The organism is Paraburkholderia sp. JPY465, assembly GCF_050436725.1.
GTDB lineage: Bacteria > Pseudomonadota > Gammaproteobacteria > Burkholderiales > Burkholderiaceae > Paraburkholderia > Paraburkholderia youngii.
In genome coordinates this window covers 1,480,680-1,499,577 of the sequence record NZ_JBNDMT010000006.1, presented here as the reverse complement: position 1 = coordinate 1,499,577, position 18,898 = coordinate 1,480,680, and the positions used below count along the sequence as shown (strand labels likewise).

At 64.1% G+C, this 18,898-nt stretch carries 14 protein-coding genes and 1 pseudogene; 7 read left to right on the top strand and 8 right to left on the bottom strand.

Going from position 1 to position 18,898, the window contains the following annotated elements; translation table 11 throughout:
- Window positions 1-6 precede the first annotated feature (6 nt).
- Together QFZ94_RS40265 and QFZ94_RS40260 are read right to left on the bottom strand one after the other, a co-directional pair.
- Window positions 7-1,830, bottom strand: coding sequence for an ABC transporter permease (locus tag QFZ94_RS40265; RefSeq protein ID WP_429463543.1), 1,824 nt, complete (start codon window positions 1,828-1,830; stop codon window positions 7-9).
- A complete protein-coding gene (locus QFZ94_RS40260; RefSeq protein WP_429463541.1) occupies window positions 1,827-3,005 on the bottom strand; it encodes an ABC transporter substrate-binding protein in 1,179 nt (392 codons plus the stop codon). The genes QFZ94_RS40265 and QFZ94_RS40260 overlap by 4 nt, the downstream gene beginning before the upstream one ends.
- 338 nt (window positions 3,006-3,343) lie before the next feature.
- Between QFZ94_RS40260 and QFZ94_RS40255 the strand changes: the two genes are divergently transcribed.
- The 5 genes and pseudogenes from QFZ94_RS40255 to QFZ94_RS40235 all read left to right on the top strand — a co-directional run bounded on the left by QFZ94_RS40255 (window position 3,344) and on the right by QFZ94_RS40235 (window position 8,312).
- Window positions 3,344-4,354 (top strand): LysR family transcriptional regulator, encoded by a 1,011-nt coding sequence (locus QFZ94_RS40255; protein ID WP_429463539.1) that lies wholly within the window; start codon window positions 3,344-3,346, stop codon window positions 4,352-4,354.
- A complete protein-coding gene (locus tag QFZ94_RS40250) occupies window positions 4,351-5,856 on the top strand; it encodes an NAD(P)-binding domain-containing protein (protein ID WP_429463537.1) in 1,506 nt (501 codons plus the stop codon). Before QFZ94_RS40255 ends, QFZ94_RS40250 begins: the two co-directional genes overlap by 4 nt.
- A gap of 14 nt (window positions 5,857-5,870) precedes the next feature.
- The gene (locus QFZ94_RS40245; RefSeq protein WP_429463535.1) at window positions 5,871-6,440 is read left to right on the top strand and encodes a CMD domain-containing protein; all 570 of its coding nucleotides are present in this window, start codon (window positions 5,871-5,873) and stop codon (window positions 6,438-6,440) included.
- Window positions 6,437-7,011: pseudogene (locus QFZ94_RS40240) on the top strand (peroxidase-related enzyme). The gene QFZ94_RS40245 and the pseudogene QFZ94_RS40240 overlap by 4 nt, the downstream one beginning before the upstream one ends.
- Before the next feature lie 125 nt (window positions 7,012-7,136).
- The gene (locus QFZ94_RS40235) at window positions 7,137-8,312 is read left to right on the top strand and encodes an ABC transporter substrate-binding protein (RefSeq protein ID WP_410848445.1); all 1,176 of its coding nucleotides are present in this window, start codon (window positions 7,137-7,139) and stop codon (window positions 8,310-8,312) included.
- Between the two features lie 53 nt (window positions 8,313-8,365).
- On the opposite strand, the gene QFZ94_RS40230 is transcribed toward QFZ94_RS40235, so the two are convergent.
- Window positions 8,366-9,688 carry an LLM class flavin-dependent oxidoreductase gene (locus tag QFZ94_RS40230; protein ID WP_410848444.1) on the bottom strand — a complete coding sequence of 441 codons (1,323 nt, stop codon included), beginning with the start codon at window positions 9,686-9,688 and terminating at the stop codon, window positions 8,366-8,368.
- A gap of 289 nt (window positions 9,689-9,977) precedes the next feature.
- Between QFZ94_RS40230 and QFZ94_RS40225 the strand changes: the two genes are divergently transcribed.
- The gene (locus QFZ94_RS40225) at window positions 9,978-10,268 is read left to right on the top strand and encodes a co-chaperone GroES (protein WP_368581549.1); all 291 of its coding nucleotides are present in this window, start codon (window positions 9,978-9,980) and stop codon (window positions 10,266-10,268) included.
- A 13-nt stretch (window positions 10,269-10,281) separates the two neighbouring features.
- On the top strand, window positions 10,282-11,922 hold the full coding sequence (gene groL / locus QFZ94_RS40220) for a chaperonin GroEL (protein ID WP_368581548.1): 1,641 nt from the start codon (window positions 10,282-10,284) through the stop codon (window positions 11,920-11,922).
- A gap of 132 nt (window positions 11,923-12,054) precedes the next feature.
- Here the strand turns inward: groL and QFZ94_RS40215 are convergent, their stop codons facing one another.
- The 5 genes from QFZ94_RS40215 to QFZ94_RS40195 all read right to left on the bottom strand — a co-directional run bounded on the left by QFZ94_RS40215 (window position 12,055) and on the right by QFZ94_RS40195 (window position 18,605).
- Window positions 12,055-13,410, bottom strand: coding sequence for an LLM class flavin-dependent oxidoreductase (locus QFZ94_RS40215; RefSeq protein ID WP_429463532.1), 1,356 nt, complete (start codon window positions 13,408-13,410; stop codon window positions 12,055-12,057).
- Between the two features lie 41 nt (window positions 13,411-13,451).
- Window positions 13,452-14,801 (bottom strand): LLM class flavin-dependent oxidoreductase, encoded by a 1,350-nt coding sequence (locus tag QFZ94_RS40210; protein ID WP_429463530.1) that lies wholly within the window; start codon window positions 14,799-14,801, stop codon window positions 13,452-13,454.
- Window positions 14,802-14,822: 21 nt separating this feature from the next.
- A complete protein-coding gene (locus tag QFZ94_RS40205) occupies window positions 14,823-15,167 on the bottom strand; it encodes a DUF3088 domain-containing protein (RefSeq protein WP_429463528.1) in 345 nt (114 codons plus the stop codon).
- Window positions 15,168-15,272: 105 nt separating this feature from the next.
- Entirely contained in the window at window positions 15,273-16,496 is a 1,224-nt protein-coding gene (locus QFZ94_RS40200; protein ID WP_429463526.1) for an acyl-CoA dehydrogenase family protein, read from the bottom strand.
- Window positions 16,497-17,015: 519 nt separating this feature from the next.
- Window positions 17,016-18,605 carry an ABC transporter substrate-binding protein gene (locus tag QFZ94_RS40195; protein WP_429463524.1) on the bottom strand — a complete coding sequence of 530 codons (1,590 nt, stop codon included), beginning with the start codon at window positions 18,603-18,605 and terminating at the stop codon, window positions 17,016-17,018.
- Window positions 18,606-18,898 lie beyond the last annotated feature (293 nt).

The window sequence follows — 18,898 nt, the reverse complement described above, 5'->3', positions numbered from 1 at the left end:
CCTCCGTCATACCGAACCGAACAGCCCTTGCGGCCGGAAGCGCACGAGCAGCAACAAAATCATGCCGTAAATCAGCATCCGGTAGTCGGCGGCAAAACGGAACAGTTCCGGCAGGCTGATCAGCGCCACCGCACCGGCGACCGCACCGATCACGCTGCCGAGACCGCCGAGAATGACCATCGTCAGCGCAAGGATCGACACTTGAGAGTCAAAGGTCTGATAGTTGATATAGCTGTACAGGTGGGCGGCGATCCCGCCGCCGATGCCAGCCGCGAGGCCGCCGCAGGCGAACGCGATCGCCTTGTAGCGATTGGGGCGGATGCCATACGCGCGCGCCGCCACGTCGTCCTCGCGGATCGCGCGCCACGTGCGGCCCAGGTGCGAGTTCAGGAGCCGCGCCTGCAGCAGTGCGAGCAGCACGAGCACCGCGAGCGTGAACCAGTAGACGGCGCGCACGCCCGTCAACTGCCACCCGAACAGCGACAGCGGGGCAATGCCGGTGATGCCCACCGGACCGCGCGTCAGGCTGTCCCAGTTGAGCACCACGAGGCCGATGATTTCACCAATGCCAAGCGTCGCAATCGACACATAGTGGCCGCGCAGCCTGAACGACGGGTAAATCAGCACCGTGCCAATCGCCGCGGTGATGAGGCCGGCGAGCGGAATCGTCAAAGCCGGCGACCAGCCCAGATTGACGGACAGCAGCGCCGACGCATAAGCGCCGATCAGCAGCAGCGCCGCATGCCCTAATGAAATCTGCCCGACCGTGCCCGCGACGAGCGTCAGACTGAGCGCCAACAGCCCATAGATCCAGCCGTTGGTCAGCGTCTGCAGCACGTACGACGACGGCACGACGAGCGGCAGCACGAAGGCGAACGCCACCAGTGCCACGATCGTGCGACGAGCAACGTGCAGCGCGCGGCGGTTCGACAGAAACGTGCCGGTCAGCGGCTCAGGCGGCAACCGGCGGCTGGCGCTGAAGAGACCATTTGGCCGCCAAACGAGAAACACCAGCAGCAGCACGAACGCGAAGAGGTCGCGATAGCTGGTGCCGAACAACGCGACCCCATAGCTCTCGACCAGACCGAGCAGCAAGCTGCCGGCAATCGCGCCGGGCACGTTCCCCAGGCCGCCGATCAGCAAGGCGACGACGCCCTTCAACGTCGCCTGAAAGCCCATCGCCGGATCGATGCTGTTGTAGTACATGCCGACGAGCAAGCCGCTCAGGCCGCCGAGCCCGCAGGCGATCGCAAACACGGCCTGATTCACGGCATTCACATTGACACCCATCTGCTGCGCGGCATCGCGATCCTGCGCGGTCGCGCGCACCGCCCAGCCGAGCCGCGTGAAGCGCAGGAACAGGTAAAGCATGCCCGCCGCGCCGATGCCGATTGCCGCAATCAGCAGATCGAGCGAGCCGATGGCGGCCCCGCCAAGCGATAGCGTCCAGTCGGGCAGCGAACTCGGCACAGGACGTGGATCGGGCCCGAACACGATCTGCGCGAGCTGGTCGAGCACGAAGCTGATACCTATGGTGGCGAGCAGCGGCGCAATACGGGCCGCGCCTTGCAGCGGCCTGAGGCCAAGCCGTTCGATCAGGATGCCGAGCAGCGCGCAGCCCGCGACCGTCGCGAGCAGCGCCACGGGTAGCGGCAAGCCGAGCCGCGTCAGACATAGCCAGCCGATGAAGCCGCCCACCATATACACCGAGCCGTGAGCGAAATTGATCAGATGCGATACGCCAAAGATCAGCGCGAGGCCGACCGCGAGCAGCGCATAGATATTGCCGACGATCAGGCCGTTGACCGTGTAGTCGAACCAGGCGGTCATGGCGTATGCACGGCGCTCGCCCCATCCCACAGAGCGAATTTGCCGTCCTTCACGACGAGTTCGAGATTCTTCGCGCCTGCCACGCGGCGCGTCTGCGGATCGAACCTGAACTTGCCGAAGATCACGCTCGGTACATCGCTGATCTTCGCAAAGCCGTCGCGCACGGCCGCGCGATCCGCGCCGTAGCGGCGAATCACTTCGCCCGACAGGATCATCGCGTCGTAGGCGCGCGCGGCAAAGGTGTCCGGATCGGCGCCGTATCTGGCGCGGTAGCGCTGCACGAAGCTTTGTACTTCAGGACGCGGATCGCCGGGGAAGAAGTTCGACTCGGTGTAGACGCCGTTCACCGCAGGGCCGCCAAGATCGATGAATTTGGGTGAATACACCGAGCCGACCGCCGCGATCGGCGTGCTCACACCGGCCGCTCGCGCCTGGCGAACGATCTGGGCACCGTCGGAATAGTAGGAGATCAGCACGATTGAGTCGGGCTGTTCGCTTCGCACGCGCGTGAGCGTCGCGCGAAAATCCTTCTCGTTCTGTTGATACGCTTCGGCCGCGACGACCTGCGCGCCGTCCGCGCTCGCGGCCTTTGCGAAGATGTCCTTGCTGGTGCGACCCCAGTCCGTGTTCAGATAGAGCACGGCGATCTTCCTGAAGCCGAGTCCTTTGGTCACATAGTGCGCGAGCAGCGGCTGTTCCTCGGCCTGGCTGATCGCGGTACTCCACATATAGTCGCCGCCTTTCGTGAAGTCGGGATGCGAATTCGTAAAGCCGAACTGCACGAGACCCGCGCGCTGATACACCGGCGACGCGGCCATCGACGCACCGCTCGACAGATCCCCCAGTTCCAGCAGGATGCGCTTGTCGTCGGCGAACTTCTGTGCGATGGCTACGGCCTGACGCGGATCGCTGCGGCTGTCCTCGAACTGATAGCTGAGCGGATGGCCGTTGATGCCGCCGTTGCCGTTGATCTGATCGAGCGCGAGATCGAAGCCGCGCTTCCATTGCTCGCCGTACTGCGCATCCTGGCCGCTCAGCGGTCCGGTCACGCCGACCCAGTAAGGATCGGCCGCGTGCGCCACGGGCATCACGCCGCAGGTTGCCAGCGCCAGCGCGCCGGCCAGGTGAAGCAGTGAGCGGATCGCGCCACGCTTGTTGTTCCACAGAATCGCCATACAGGTCTCACGCATTCGAATTGAGTGAGGCCATGTAACCATGTCGCGCGGACGCGGGCCAACGAAGATACGCGACGAAGCTTATTCCATTCCATTGGCAAAGCTTTTGACGACGAATGCCGAAGCACTTTAGAAGCGCCCTCGGTACAGGATCGGATTACAAAAAACTCCTTGTTTCAGGCACTTTTCCGCGATCGATGATCGTAGTCAACCGACCGCTATTGAGTACATAGGCGTCGGCGATTCGTCGTTTTCATCAATTACATAGCGGAATTTATTATAAGAATTGCGCATTCAAGCGCTCATAAAATGCACCCATCACATGGATGAGGCATTGCATGGAGTTGCATCAACTCGAAGCGTTCTCCGCAGTCATGTCGACGGGCAGTATGACCGGGGCCGCTCGTATGCTCGGCCGCTCGCAACCCGGCGTCACGAGAACAATCCAGGATCTCGAACAGGAGATCGGCTACGCGTTGTTCGACCGTAAAGGACCTCGCGTCACGCCGACGAGCCGCGCGTTCCGGCTTTATGGCGAAGTCGAGCGCTCACTGATCGGCCTGGCCGCTATCGAGGCCAGCGCGCGGGCGATCGGCCGCGACGAGACCATGCCATTGCGCGTCGTTGCGACACCCGCGCTCGCCGCGACATTGGCGCCACGTGCAATCTCAAAGCTCGCGCAGGCAGGCACACGGGTCGACACGCAATTGCGCAGTGCGTCCGCCGAGCAGGTCGTCGAGGCGTTGCTGTCACGTTCGGCCGACATCGGCATCGCGACATTGCCGCTCGATCATGCGGCGCTCGACGTGCACTACATCATCGAGGCGCCCTGCGTCGCGGTGCTGCACCGAAACGATCCGCTCGCGCACGAGGCCGTGCTGCGACTCGCGTGGCTCGCGGGCAAGCCGGTCGCCACGCTGGCGAACCGTTATCGGCTGCGCAGCCGCATCGATCGCGCATTCGACGAGGCCGGCGTCCCGCTTCACGTTGCACTCGAAACGAATGCGTCGCTCAATGCGATGATGGCCGCGCAACAGCAGCTCGGCGTCGCCATCGTTGATCCGGTGACCGCGTTCGGCATGCGCGTCGCGGACGTCGAGGTCAAAGCGCTCGATGTGCCTATTCCGTTTCTGTATGGTGTCGTCACGCTTTCCGGCCGTCCCCGCAGCGACGACGTCAACGCAATGATCGATGCGCTCGCGGAGGTATCGCACGGGCTGCTGCCCGGAGCCATGCGTCACGCAGCGTCACGGCATGGCGCGCTGGTTGCCCACGACCAGGCGGATGGAGCGCAAACCGCCGCCCAATCGCCCACTTTCACTCACCGCGACATCGGGACCACTGCATGAGCGCAACGACTCCTTTCCACGCCGCTGCCGGACTGAACGCGCTCGAAGCGCGGCTTCGCGAGGATCTCGCCTGGCTCGAGCTTCCCGCGCCTTCGTGGGTGCCCGCGCGGACATCGGCCGGCCAACGTGTGCTCGATGTGGCCATCATCGGCGCCGGCATGGCCGGGCTGACCGCGAGCGCCGAATTGCGCCAGCTCGGCATCGACAATCAGCGGCTCTTCGATCAGGCGCCGGCCGGTCAGGAAGGACCGTGGATCACCTACGCGCGAATGCAGACGCTGCGCTCGCCCAAGCAACTGACGGGGCCCGCACTGCGCTTGCCCGCGTTGACCTTTCGCGCGTGGTACGAGGCCCAGTTCGGCCGCGAACAATGGCACGCGCTCTACAAGATTCCACGCGTGCAATGGATGGACTACCTGCGCTGGTATCGGCGCGTGCTCGATCTGCCGGTCTCCAATGACACGCGCGTAGAGAAACTGCAGACGCGCAGCGACGGTCTGATCGAACTCGTGCTGTTGCGCGGAGCGGTCAACGACCGCAAAGACGCGCGGCGCGAAACCGTGCTTGCTCGTCATGTCGTGCTCGCGACCGGCCGTGAAGGACTTGGCGGCCCGTACGTTCCCGACGTGGCCCGCGACATTCCGCGGCACTTGCGCGCGCACTCGTCGGACCCGATCGACTTTGCCGCGCTGCGCGGCAAACGAGTCGGTGTGGTCGGCGCGAGCGCATCCGCGTTCGACAACGCCGCGAGCGCTCTCGAGGCGGGGGCCGGGCGAGTCGATCTATTCGTGCGGCGCGCCGCGCTGCCCCGTATCAACAAGCTGACCGGCATCGGTAGTCCCGGTCTCGTTCACGGGTTCGCGAATCTGCCCGACGCCTGGAAGTGGCGCTTCCTGCACTATTCGGCGCAAACGCAGGCTCCACCGCCGCGCGACAGCGTGCTGCGGGTCGCCGCTCACGCGCAGGCGCGCCTGCACCTGGCGAGTCCGCTGACGGGGTTGCGCCACGAAGGCGACACGATCGTCGTCGACACGCCCCGAGGTCAATACACCCTCGACTACCTGATCTTCGCGACCGGCTTTCACTCGGAAATCGACACGCGCGACGAGTTTGCGCCCATTGCGCCGCACGTGCGCCGCTGGCGCGACCGCTTTACACCGGCGGCGGAATTGCCGAACGAAGAACTCGCCAGCTCGCCGGACCTCGACCGCAACTTCGCCTTCCAGGAACGCGTTCCCGGGGCCTGCCCGGCGCTCGCGCGCATCCACTGCTTCAATCACGCAGCCAGTCTGACGCACGGCAAGGTCGCCGGCGACATCCCCGCGATCAGCGACGGCGCGCAGCGGCTCGCGCGCGCGATCGCCGCAATGCTGTTCGACGCCGACCGCGATACGCACTACGCGGCGCTGCAAGCCTTCGACACCGCGGAACTCGCGGGAGACGAATGGGACGACGCCGATGCCACTGCCGGCACGGTGGCCGCCGACAACGCTGCCCTCTAATGGACCCACATCTGATGTCTTCATCCGCTGATTCCCTATCGGCCGCCACCATAGCCGATGACTTCGTCGCGCAACTCGCGGGATTGGCGCCCGACGGCGCGACCGCGGCTCTGCGCGCGTTTCGCGGCGACGCGACGCGTTATACGCAAGGCAGCCACGACGCGCTCTTCTCGACCGATGTCGCCGATCTGACGCTTCGCGAACGCCTCTTTGCGGCGTGGTATGCGGCGCTGTTGTCGAATTCGGAGCAGACGGCACTCGCATATCGCGAGCGTCTGCTGACACTGGCGGCCGCGGCTGACGCGCAAACTGAAACCACGAGGTCGCTTCTCGATGCAATCGCCGCACAGCGCGCGGTTCCCGCCGCGTCGATGGCAACGACGGACCAGCGGCTCGTCGCGATCCTGCGTCACACGGAAGCCTTGACGCTGCGTCCCGCCGCGACCGGAAAGCCGGCGCTCGCAACACTGCAGGCTGCCGGCCTCACGACGCGCGCCATCGTCGCGCTATCGCAGCTCGTCGCGTTCGTCACGTACCAGGTGCGGGTGGTCGCCGCGTTGCGCGCATTGGAGGCACGAGCATGAGTTCCGATCACGGCTTTACGACGCAGACCCTCGGCTGGTCCGCATGGCTCGATACAGTCGCGCTCGAACAGGCATCCCCCGAGCAGACCGCGGGTACTCGAAGCGAGCCACCCGCAAGCGAAGACTTCCGATTACTACCTGTTGCTGGTCCACCAAGCGGAAATCCTGCGGCAACGATCAGGCGCGTTCAACAGCATCATGTATGCGCCGGGCGGATTGTCGCGAGCGGAGCGCGAGCTCGCGAGCACGGTGGTCTCGTGTGAACGGATGCGTGTATTGCGCGTCGGTGCATGCGCAGCGTTTCCAGCAACTCGCGAAGCGCGAGGACGTCATCCAGCAGATCTTCGCCGCGCCTGAAACGGCGGGTACGACCGAACGCGAGCGCGCCATCGTGCGCTACGCGATCGATCTCACGTTGCAGCCGCAGGCGCTCACGCCGGAATCGCTCGATGCGCTTCGCCGCGCGGGGCTCGACGATGCGCAGATTCTCGATCTCAGCCACGCGATTGCGATCTTTGCCTGGGCCAACCGCTTGATGCTGACGCCGGGCGAACCGGTGTTTCCGGCTTGACCGGGGCCGCCGCGTCGACTTCGCAGTAGTGCGGTCCCCAGCGAATGAATATGACAATCGCTTCGTTGCCGCACGATGCGATGCGTTAGAGACTTGCAGTCCCACTCACTACGAGAGAATCCGTCATGTATGCCTCGCGTTTCTCCGCGCTGCACCGGCGACTTTTCACGCTCGCCGGCGCGGTAATCGTTTTCTCGCTTTCCGCCGTTTCTTCTGCGGCGCCTGCCAGCGGCGAGCCGGTTTTCTTCGGCGTCAGCGGACCGCTGACGGGTCCGAACGCGCAATACGGCGCACAGTGGAAAGCCGGCTTCGACCTCGCGCTCGATGAAATCAACCACGACGGCGGCATTGACGGCCATCCGCTGCAGTACGTGTTCGAAGACAGCCAGAGCGATCCGCGCCAGGCGGTCGCGATTGCGCAGAAGTTCGTCGACGACAAGCGCATCCTGATCGAACTCGGCGACTTTTCGAGCCCCGCTTCGATGGCGGCCTCGCCGATCTATCAACGCGCGGGCCTCGTCCAGTTGGGCTTTACCAACTCGCACCCGGACTTCACGAAAGGCGGCGACTTCATCTGGAGTCCGTCGGTCAGCCAGGCGGATGCGCAACCGCTGCTCGCGGATCTGGCCGTCAAGCAGGGCTTCAGGCGAGTCGCCGTGCTGTTCCAGAACACCGACTGGGGCCGCGCGAGCAAGGACGTGTTCGTGAAGGCAGCAGCCGCACGGGGGGCGCAGGTAATCGCAACCGAAGGTTACCAGCCCACCGATAAGGACTTTCGCGCGACGCTGCTGCGCGTGCGCGATACCAAGCCTGACGCGCTCGTGCTGATTTCGTACTACTCGGACGGCGCGCAGATCGTGCGTCAGGCCCGCACGGGCGGCATCACGCTGCCGATCGTCGCGGCGAGTTCGGTGTACTCGCCGAAATTCATGGAACTCGGCGGCGATGCCGTAAACGGCGTGACCACCAACACGAGCTTTTTCCCCGGTGACCGGAGCCCTGAAGTCCAGCGCTTTGTTCGCGACTTCCAGGCGAAATATCATCACGAGCCCGACGCGTTCAATGCGTTCGCCTACGACGCCACGATCATTGCCGCTTACGCGTTGCGCACCGGCGGACTCGATCGCCATGGCGTGCGTGATGCGCTCGCGAAGTTGCATGACGTGCCGAGCGTCGTCTTCGGCAAGGCGACGTTCGATCCGGCGACTCGACGCGTGATCGGTGTAAAAAGCGTCAATCTCGTCGTCGAGAACGGACAGTGGGCGCTGCTTGGCAGCAAGCCCGCACTGGCGGCCAGGTAGCGGCACGCACATTCGCGCGGGCCGCCTGCCGATGCGGCCCCGCGCGATTCGCCTTATGAGGCAAAGAACCGGTTCGCAGGTCGTGGCAGCCCAAGATTCTCGCGCAGGGTCTTGCCTTCGTACTCGCGCCGGAACAGCCCCCGCTTCTGCAACTCGGGAATGACTTTGTCGACGAAGTCGTCGAGGCCGGCCGGAAGATGCGAGAACATCACGTTGAATCCGTCGGAGCCTTCTTCCAGCAACCACTGCTCCATCTGATCTGCGATCATCCGGGCGGTGCCGATCATCTCCAGCCCGGAGTATCCGCCGATGCGCTGCGCGAGCTGACGGATTGTCAATCCATCGCGCTGCGCCCATTCCACGACTCGTTGCCGCGCGGTACGGCTTGCGTTGGTCTCGGGAATTTCCGGCAACGGGCCGTCCGGATCGAGACCGGATACATCATGCCCCAACGCGATCGACAACGAAGCGATGCCGCTCTCGTAGTGGACGAATGTATCGAGCCGCTCACGCGTTTCGCGCGCCTCTTCGAGCGTATCGCCCACCACGACGAAAGCCGCCGGCAAAATCTTCATGTGATCGCGCGAGCGGCCGAGTTTCTCCATGCGGCTTTTTACGTCGGCGTAGAAACGCTTCCCGTCGGCCAGCGTGGTTTGCGCGGTGAACACGACTTCGGCCGTTTCCGCGGCAATCTGCCGTCCCGCCTCCGATGAGCCCGCCTGCACGATCACGGGCCAGCCCTGAATCGGCCGGGCAATATTCAACGGACCGCGCACCGAGAAGTTCGCGCTTTTGTAGTTCAGCACGTGCAGCTTTTGCGGGTCGAAGAATGTTCCGCTCGCCGTGTCGCGGATAAAAGCGTCGTCGGCCCAGCTATCCCACAGACCTGTGACCACGTCGAAGAACTCGCGCGCGCGCCGGTAGCGCTCGTCGTGTTCGACGTGCTCGTCGAGGCCGAAATTGAGCGCCGCGTCTGGATTCGATGTCGTCACGAGATTCCATCCAGCGCGGCCACCGCTGATATGGTCGAGCGAGGCGAACCGCCTTGCAACGTGGTACGGCGCGTCGAAGGTCGTGGACGCGGTCGCGACGAGGCCCAGCCGCTCGGTGACCGCCGCGAGCGCGGGCAGCAGCGTGAGCGGCTCGAACGAGGTGACCGTGTGGCTGTGCCTGAGGGCGTCGAGCGGCATGTTGAGCACCGCGAGGTGGTCGGCCATGAAGAACGCATCGAAGCGGCCACGCTCGAGCGTCTGCGCAAAACGCTTCAGATGCCCAAAATTGAAGTTGGCATCAGGATAGGCGCCAGGATAGCGCCATGCACCGGTGTGGATCGTCGTGGGGCGCATGAAGGCGCCGAGGCGAAGCTGACGTGACATGAATCGACCTCAATCGGGAACAGGTCGCGCCAGTGTAATGCGGCCGCGCTGACGCTGCCTGGCGGCAACTCGATTTCAATTTGCAGACCGACAGCAGCGACGGTCAAAGTCCGCCGTATGCAGGCGCTTTATGCCTGATGCGCTGCGTACGGACGAATCGATTTCCTTCCTCGAGTGCTTTTCATATGCGCAAACATTGGTTGGATTTGCGCTGGCGCCGACTTACCGTCCTGAATCTGGCGCCGTGGAGCGCATTGTCAACAGCTACCTATCAGGAAGGAAATAACAGATGAGCCTACGTCCTTTACATGATCGAGTGATCGTCAAGCGTCTCGGTCAGGAGACCCGCACCGCGTCTGGCATCGTGATCCCCGACAGCGCCGCGGAAAAGCCCGACCAGGGCGAGATCCTCGCTGTCGGTCCCGGCCGCCGCGGTGACGATGGCAAGCGTGTCGAACCGGACCTGCAGGTCGGCGATCGCGTGCTGTTCGGCAAGTACTCAGGCCAGGCGGTAAAGGTCGACGGCGACGAACTGCTGGTGCTGCGCGAGGAAGATATCGTCGCAGTCGTTCAAATTTGAGGAGAAAGCAAACATGGCAGCCAAAGAAGTCGCTTTCAGCGACAACGCGCGTTCCAAACTGGTTGAAGGCGTCAACCTGCTCGCAAATGCGGTGAAAGTGACGCTCGGGCCGAAGGGCCGCAACGTCGTGCTCGAACGCAGTTTCGGCAGCCCGGTCGTGACGAAGGACGGCGTGTCCGTCGCGAAGGAAATCGAGCTGGCCGACAAGGTGCAAAACATCGGCGCGCAGCTCGTCAAGGAAGTCGCGTCCAAGACCAGCGACGCCGCGGGCGACGGCACGACCACCGCGACCGTGCTCGCACAGGCGATCGTGCGCGAAGGCCAGAAATACGTCGCGGCGGGCCTCAATCCTCTCGATCTGAAGCGCGGCATCGACAAGGCCGTCGCCGCGGCCGTCGACGAACTGAAGAAGATCAGCAAGCCCACGACCACCAGCAAGGAGATCGCCCAGGTTGCGACGATCTCGGCGAACGGTGAAGAATCGATCGGCCAGCGCATCGCCGAAGCGATCGACCGGGTCGGCAAGGAAGGCGTGATCACCGTCGAAGACGGCAAGTCGCTCGCGGACGAACTCGACGTCGTGGAAGGCCTGCAGTTCGACCGAGGGTATCTGTCGCCCTACTTCATCAACAACCAGGACCGGCAGCTCGCCGCACTCGAACAACCATTCGTGCTTCTGCACGACAAGAAGATCGCGAACATTCGCGATCTGCTGCCGATACTGGAACAGGTCGCAAAGTCCGGCCGGCCGCTTCTGATCATCGCGGAAGACGTCGAAGGCGAAGCACTCGCGACGCTCGTCGTGAACAATATTCGCGGCATTCTGAAGACGGTCGCGGTGAAGGCGCCAGGCTTCGGCGATCGGCGCAAGGCGCTGCTCGAAGACATCGCGATCCTCACCGGCGGCCAGGTCATCGCTGAGGAAACCGGTTTGACGCTCGAGAAAGCGACGCTCGCCGAACTCGGCGAGGCCGCGCGCATCGAGGTCGGCAAAGAAAACACCACGGTTATCGACGGCGCCGGAGAGAAGGCCAGCATCGAAGCTCGCGTCAAGCAGATTCGCGCGCAGATCGCGGAAGCAACCTCGGATTACGACCGTGAAAAGCTGCAGGAACGCGTGGCGAAGCTCGCGGGCGGCGTCGCCGTCATCAAGGTGGGCGGCGCGACGGAAATCGAGGTGAAGGAGAAAAAAGACCGCGTCGATGATGCGTTGCACGCGACACGCGCCGCTGTCGAAGAAGGCATCGTGCCGGGCGGCGGTGTCGCGCTGATTCGAGTGAAGCAGGCGATCGCCGCACTTCAGGGCGCGAACGCGGATCAGAACGCCGGCATCAACATCGTGCGTCGCGCGCTCGAAGAACCGTTGCGTCAGATCGTCGCCAATGCGGGCGAGGAACCGAGCGTGATCGTCGCCAGGGTGGCCGAAGGCAGCGGCAATTACGGCTACAACGCCGCCACGGGCGAATACGGCGACCTCGTCGAAACCGGCGTGGTCGATCCGACGAAAGTCACGCGTACGGCCCTGCAGAATGCCGCCTCCGTGGCGAGCCTGCTGTTGACGACCGACGCCACCGTGCACGAAGCGCCGAAAGATGCGGCACCGGCTGCGTCGCCGGCGGGACCTGGAGCCGGCGGTCCCGGCTTCGACTACTAATCGAACTGCTCGAGCCTGCTGACGCCGTGAGGCGTCGGCGCAACGCGCCGCGCATCGCGACCGTCGATGCGCGGCGCGTTGTTTTGAGGGGGCAGGCCGCAATCGCTTCGTGTGCCCTGCCCCGATCCTGATTCAATCCGTCACGGCTTCACGCTGGTAGCGCGACACCGGCTGTCGCAAGCCGAGATGCTCGCGCAACGTGCGGCCTTCGTATTCGTGGCGAAACAGGCCTCTGCGCCGCAATTCCGGCAGCACGAGCCGGATGAAGTCGTCGAGACTGTTGGGAAGCAACGCCGGCATCACGTAGTAGCCGTCTGCGCCGTAGTTGACGAAACGTTCCTCGAGCGCATCAGCTATCTGCTGCGGCGTGCCGACCAGTTGCCAGTGCCCGCGTGCGCCAGCCACGCGCAGATAAAGCTCGCGGATCGTCAGGTTCTCGCGCCGCGCCAGTTCGAGGGTCAGCGACTGGCGGCTCTTGCTCGCGTTGGTTTCGGGTAGTTCGGGGATCGGCCCGTCGAGCGGATAGCCCGACAGATCGAAGCCGCCGCTCAGCGTGGACACCAGCGCAAGACCGACCGCGGGGTCGATCAGTGCCTGCAGCGCATCGAACTTTTCGCGCGCCTCGCGCTCGGTCTCGCCGACGATTGGCATCACGCCCGGCATGATCTTCAGGTCGTCGGGCTCGCGACCGTATTGCGCGAGGCGGCCCTTGACGTCCGCGTAGAACGCGACTGCGTCTTCGAGCGTCTGTTGCGCGGTAAATATGACTTCCGCGGTGCGCGCCGCGAGCGCCTTGCCCGCTTCCGACGACCCGGCCTGCACGACGACGGGCCGACCCTGCGGCGAGCGTTCGACGTTCAGCGGTCCGCGCACGTTGAAGAACTCGCCGCGATGATCGAGCACATGGCGTTTCGCGGGATCGAAGTAGCGTCCCGCTGTCTTGTCGCGCACGAACGCGTCGTCGTCCCAGCTGTCCCACAGTCCGTCGACCACTTCCGCGAATTCGACGGCGCGCTCGTAGCGCCGCGCATGCGCGAGATGTTCGTCGAAGCCGAAGTTCTTCGCCTCGTGCGCGCTCGACGACGTGACCAGATTCCATCCTGCGCGCCCCGCGCTGATGTGATCGAGCGACGCAAACTTGCGCGCGATGTGATACGGCTCGTTGAAGGTCGTCGAAGCGGTGCCGACGAGGCCGATACGTTCGGTCAACCCGGCCAGTGCCGAGAGCAGCGTGATCGGCTCGAACTGGGCCACATAGCTATGCGCGGTGCGACTCAGGAAATCGACATTGTCGCCGCGCGTGCCCGAGCCGTCGGCGAGAAAAATCAGATCGAACTTCGCGGCTTCCGCTGCCTGGGCAAGCTGCACGTAGTGGCGAAGGTCGCGGCCGGCATCCGCGCGCGCGTCAGGATGACGCCACGCGGCGATGTGATGTCCGGTCGGATAGAGAAACGCGCCGAGGCGCAGATGTCCTTTGCGTTGGCTCATGATCTGTGCGAGTCGTTGATCTGGCGGTACGGTGGCGCAGCCTATGCGCTGTCGCGCCAGCGTTGCGGGTTCGGTGGACGGTCCAGTCCGAGGTGCTCGCGCAGCGTCGTGCCCTCGTATTCGCTACGAAAGATGCCGCGCTGCTGCAGGATCGGCACGACCCCATCGACGAAATCTCGTAACCCGCCGGGCAGCGCATCGGGCATCAGGTTGAAGCCGTCGGCCGCGCCGCCGTCGAACCAGAGCTCGATGTCGTCCGCGATCTGCTCTGGCGTGCCGACGATCACCCGGTGACCGGTGCCGCCCGCCAGCGCACGGATCAGCTCTCGTACGGTGTGGCCATGACGGCGCGCCTCGGCGAGCGTCGCGTGAAAGAACGTGTGGTTTCCGTTGCCGCCGCCGGGCAGCGCGAGATCGTCGGGCAACGGCGCGTCGAGCGTCAGACGCTCTACGTCGATGCCTAGCGTACCCGCGAGGCGGTTCAGGCTGTAGCGCCACGGAATCTGCTCGACGAGTTCATCGCGCCGGCGCAATGCTTCGCTGTGAGTCGCGCCGATGATCGTCGTCAGACCGGCGAGCACCTTGACGGGCGGGCGGCCATAGGCGGCTGCCCGCTCGTTCAGATCGCGCCGGTAAGCCGCCGATTCCTCGAATGATTGCGACGCGGAAAAGACCGCTTCTGCATGACGGGCTGCCAGCTCCCGGCCATCTGCCGACGCCCCCGCCTGCACCACCACAGGATGCCCTTGCGGGGAGCGCGGCAGGTTCAGCGGCCCTTGTACGTCGAAGTAGCGGCCGCGATGCGCGATCGCATGCACTTTTGCAACGTCGACGAAACGGCCGCCGGCTTTGTCGCCGACGAACGCGTCGTCCTCCCAGCTATCCCATAGCGCCTTGACCACCTCTGTGAATTCGGCGGCCCGCTCGTAGCGTTGCGCATGGTTTGGTACCGCGTCGCGGCCGAAATTGCGCGCCGATGGCAGGTCGGCGGTGGTCACGACGTTCCAGCCGGCGCGGCCGTTGCTGACGTGATCGAGCGTCGCAAAGCGCCGGGCGATGTTGTACGGCTCGTTGTAGCTGGTCGACGCAGTGCCGATCACGCCGATGTGCGTCGTCGCCGCCGCGATGCTGGCGAGCAGCACCGTCGGTTCAAGCGCGGTGATGGGGCGGAAGTCGATCTGGTCGACGATCGCTGCATTGTCGGCGAGGAATACCGCGTCGAGCTTGCCCGCCTCGGCGATCCGCGCGACGCGCACGTAGTGATCCGCATCGACGAACGCGCGTGGCTCGGCCTCGTCAAGCCGCCATGCCGAGGGCACGAAACCCGAGTGCAGAATGTTGACGTTCAGATGCAGGCGGCGCCGCGCGGCGCGTGCCGGAAGACGACTCATCGGCGATGACCTCGCGTTGGATCAGTGGACTTTCGGAAAACCGTGCCGCTCGGCAAGCAGGTCGAGGATGCGGCGCGGGTCGGTGACGAAGCGCCGCTCCCCGAGCGAGTCCGCATCGGCGGGCGCGGGCTGTTCGTCGCCGAACACGAGCGCGGGCAGCCCCTGATGCGCTTCATCGAGCGCTTCGATCACGGCCTTGCGAGGCCGCTCGAATGGCACGCGCAGCACGTCGAGCCGTCTTACGCGCGCGGGGTCGCTCGCAAGCAGCCCTTCGATCGGCGCGCCATGCGGACAGATAAAGCGTTCGCCGGGATGATGCGGGTCGGTGAATCCCGGTTCCAGCAGGATCAGAAGGTCTCGGCTCATTGCGCAGGTTTCCTCAAAAAATGTGCAACCAGACTGCTTGGCAGGCTGGCGGCGCTATCTCGCCACCAGGAGAATCGCGGATTGATATGCCCCACTCGGCGTTGGCTAGGACACACGTCCTTCCGTCAGATGCGTCGTCACGCCGTTCAGCTCGTAATCGCCGATCACGCGAGCCTTATGCAACAGCGGGTTGTGGTTGAAAATCGTGCGCAGATTGCGCCAGTGCCGGTCGTAGTTGTGCGCGCGCGACGTCGCCGACGCGCCGCCCGCCTCGAACATGCGCTCCGCCGCGTAAAGCGCGAGCTTGCTGACCACCAGCTGAGTGCGTGCAGTCGCGAGTGCGCCCTTCAGCACGAGCTCGGGCGCATCGGCGGCGCCCTCGCGGATTGCCCGCGCCGAGCGGTCGAGCACGCATGCGTTATCGCGCACGAGCGCATCGATCGTATGGCTGTGCGCGCCCAGATCGCCGATTACCTGCTGGATGAAGGCATCCTCGCGCGCGGAAGGCGCGGGGCTGTGCAACGCGGGGCGGCCATGCCGCAACACGTAGTGCTTCGCATCGGCGACGACGTTGCGCACGATGCCTGCCGCCACCGCCACCAGATGCAGTTGCCGCAGCGCTCCGCCATGACGCCCAACAAGCGTCGTCTGCACGCGCGGCGTCACTTCGTCGTCGCGAACCAGCAGGTTGTCGAATTCGAGGCTGCCGCTTGCCGTCATGCGTTGCCCCATGCCGTCCCAGTCGTCTAGCACACGCAAGCCTTCGCGCTTCACCGGCACGATGGCGAGCACCGGGTCGCCGTTCTCGTCCTGCAGGTTCAGGCGCGCGAAGTCGGAGAACGCCGTGCCGGTCGCGTAGTACTTGCGGCCGCTTAGGCGGTAGTGCGCACCGTCGCGGCGCAACTGGGTCGTGATTTCGCCGGGGCGCGAGGTGCCCAGCTCAGTCGAGGCGCCGCCGAAAATCGCGCCATCGGCGATGCGCTGAATCTGGATCTCGTTGAACGGCGTGCGTGGCGACAGCAGTAATGCTTCGACCTGGTCGAAGTGGATGCGTAGCGCGTGCGCGAGATTGCTGTCCGCGGCCGCAAGCGTCGCGATGAGCTCGAACTCGTCTTCGAGCGAACCTCCGAGTCCGCCCCATTCGAGCGGCAGGCGCAGGCGTGCGAGACCGGAGCGGCGGAACAATGCGAAACCGTCGAACGGCAATTCGCGGCGCGCTTCCCGTGACGCGGCGTCTTGCGCCAGGGCATGCGCGAGCGCGGGTAGCGACGCCAGCGCGGTTCTTAGGCGCTCGTGCGCAGCGGTGGTATGTTGATCGGATTCAGCCATTCGTCGTTCCTCATACTGGACAGGCAGACCGGCATACGTGCGCCGGGCGTCGGATTTCATCGACAGGACAGCGTGCCAGTATAGGGACGCGCATCGGCGCGGATAACAACCGATTTGCGCTTACGTTATTCGCGTGTCTGCAATGAAAATGCCGCGACCTCGATGTGCGGCGCACATTGCGAGAATTTGCGCGAGCACGGTGCGCAACCGCAGACATAGCGACGGCCGCGTTTGTCCGAACGGCCCAAGGCACGCTAAAGCAACAGGCGAGCCGTGCTGCGAACGCGGCGCGCTTCAAAGATCAGAAATGCTTGCGATGTGAGCGATTGCGATAGCGCGGGTGCCCAGGGAGAATGCGCAAAGCCGTCGCGCCCGCTTGTCGTATCGCGGGCGGCTGCCAAAGAGATGTCACCCGAGTGTCGTCGGGTGACGTTAGGACGAAGGTCGGGAGGCCGCATTGGCGCTTCGCGAGGCGCGAAGCGAGCGGCGCTTGCGTCCCATAGCCGCTAGCGAACCGCTTTACGGCTGAATATACAGATCGGCGAAACTGCCACGAATCCCCTCACCCGTCGGCGCGTAGTCCTTCACTTTCTTCGCAACGATCGTGATATTGGGATTTGCACCGAACTCGATCGATGGGATGTCGTCATGAACGAGTTGCTGGAACTGTATGAATAGCTGCCGGCGCTTTGCATCGTCCGTTTCCACCGATGCTGCTTCCAGAAGTCGATCGACTTCCGGACTGGAGTAATGCGCGGCATTCGAGAACGGCAGCCCGACCTTGAAGTTCTTCGACCAGAACACCCGCTGCACGCCAACCGTCGGGTCGAATGCATTCGACAGTGCTTCGAGCGTGATGTCGAAGGCACGATCGGTGTAGGCCTTCTTCACGTAGGTCGCGAAATCGTAGCTTTCGACCTCGCCGTCAATGCCGATTCGCGCGAGCGATTGCCGCACGAAATCGGCGGCACGCGGGTCCTGGAACGGGTTGAAGAGCAGGCGCAGTTTGAAGCGCTTGCCGTCCGGTCCACGTTTCAATCCAGCGGCGTCGAGCGCCGCATTGGCCTGGGCCACATCGTAGGGGAAGTAGTGAATATCGGCGTCGTGGTACTTCGTATTCGCCGCGCCGATTGCGGCCGCGGACACCTGGCCATAGCCATACCAGACGACCCGGTTCAATGCATTGACGTCGACCGCTTGCGAAATGGCCTTGCGTACCGCCCTGTCCTTAAGAACCGGCGTGTCCAGATTGAAGATCAGCTGCTGGTGGTTGCTGACGTACGGCCAGTTGGTCGTATCCACGGTGAAGTTCGGCAGCGTCGCGAAGCGCTTCACATCCGACAGCGGAATCGCCTGGTCCCCGAGGTTGGCCGCGCCGGATTCGAGCGCCGCCGCACGAGCGGCAGCATCGGGCAGGAAGCGCACGAGGATCTTGTCGATGTACGGCTTCGGTTTATCCCAGTAGTCCGGATTGCGTTCGAGAAGAATATAGCTGCCATGCACGAACGACTTGTAGATGAACGGGCCCGTGCCGACCGGAGCGCTGTTGTATGGGCTCGAAACGATGTCCGTGCCTTCGTACAGATGTTTCGGGATGATCGGCGATTCGGTGCCCGCTAGCGCGGTCAGCAGGAACGGCGCCGGCTTCGACAATTCAATCACCGCGGTGTAGGGGTCCGGGGTCTTTACGTCGGTCACGTTCGCGAACGTGCTTCGGCCCCGCGGATGCACCTGCTTGAGCGTGAGAATCGAGAACGCAACGTCGGCGGACGTGAAGGGCTTACCGTCGTGCCACTTCACACCCCGGCGAAGCGTGAAGCGATACTCGAGCCCGTCTTTACCGACCGACCATGCGGTCGCCAGCAGCGGTTGCGGATTCAGATTCTTATCGTAGGTCAGCAGCCCCTCAACCACCTTGGGACCGATCTCCGCGTTGCCGCCGGCAGTGGTCGTCAAGGGGACGATCGACGCCGGCTCCGGGGTGACGAGCCATGTCAGCGTGCCACCGTGGTTGGGCTCGGCCTGCGCGGCAAGCATGCCGGCGCACATCGTGGTCGAACTGATCAATACCCCGAAAGCGTATCCGTACCACCTGTTTCGCAAGCTCATAGTTAACCTGTTTTATTGTAAGAGTCATGGATACTAAGGCGCTTTGAACGGCTCGAAAAACAAGCAAAAGTGATTTGCTTTGCATCGCCGTTTCAGATCTCTGCCGCCTGTCTGCCTTTGGGTCTCTGCTTTACCTCGAAACTCAGCCGAGCAATCGCTCGTCGACGTGGTGCTTCGGGTGATCGAAAAAAATAGAGGCGCGTGAAACGCCACTCAGTGCCTTCCGGGTAGGCGGTCTGGTCGTATCCGTTCAGACACGTCGCGACATCCTCCACGTTGCGGATGCCGTAGAA

Bases quoted from the DNA above. Each gene is read 5' to 3' on its own strand.
- QFZ94_RS40250 (WP_429463537.1), top strand. From the start codon at position 4,351: ATGAGCGCAACGACTCCTTTCCACGCCGCTGCCGGACTGAACGCGCTC.
- QFZ94_RS40245 (WP_429463535.1), top strand. From the start codon at position 5,871: ATGTCTTCATCCGCTGATTCCCTATCGGCCGCCACCATAGCCGATGAC.
- QFZ94_RS40200 (WP_429463526.1), bottom strand. From the start codon at position 16,496: ATGGCTGAATCCGATCAACATACCACCGCTGCGCACGAGCGCCTAAGA.
- QFZ94_RS40255 (WP_429463539.1), top strand. From the start codon at position 3,344: ATGGAGTTGCATCAACTCGAAGCGTTCTCCGCAGTCATGTCGACGGGC.
- QFZ94_RS40235 (WP_410848445.1), top strand. From the start codon at position 7,137: ATGTATGCCTCGCGTTTCTCCGCGCTGCACCGGCGACTTTTCACGCTC.
- QFZ94_RS40230 (WP_410848444.1), bottom strand. From the start codon at position 9,688: ATGTCACGTCAGCTTCGCCTCGGCGCCTTCATGCGCCCCACGACGATC.
- QFZ94_RS40215 (WP_429463532.1), bottom strand. From the start codon at position 13,410: ATGAGCCAACGCAAAGGACATCTGCGCCTCGGCGCGTTTCTCTATCCG.
- QFZ94_RS40195 (WP_429463524.1), bottom strand. From the start codon at position 18,605: ATGAGCTTGCGAAACAGGTGGTACGGATACGCTTTCGGGGTATTGATC.
- groL (WP_368581548.1), top strand. From the start codon at position 10,282: ATGGCAGCCAAAGAAGTCGCTTTCAGCGACAACGCGCGTTCCAAACTG.
- QFZ94_RS40225 (WP_368581549.1), top strand. From the start codon at position 9,978: ATGAGCCTACGTCCTTTACATGATCGAGTGATCGTCAAGCGTCTCGGT.
- QFZ94_RS40260 (WP_429463541.1), bottom strand. From the start codon at position 3,005: ATGGCGATTCTGTGGAACAACAAGCGTGGCGCGATCCGCTCACTGCTT.
- QFZ94_RS40265 (WP_429463543.1), bottom strand. From the start codon at position 1,830: ATGACCGCCTGGTTCGACTACACGGTCAACGGCCTGATCGTCGGCAAT.
- QFZ94_RS40210 (WP_429463530.1), bottom strand. From the start codon at position 14,801: ATGAGTCGTCTTCCGGCACGCGCCGCGCGGCGCCGCCTGCATCTGAAC.
- QFZ94_RS40205 (WP_429463528.1), bottom strand. From the start codon at position 15,167: ATGAGCCGAGACCTTCTGATCCTGCTGGAACCGGGATTCACCGACCCG.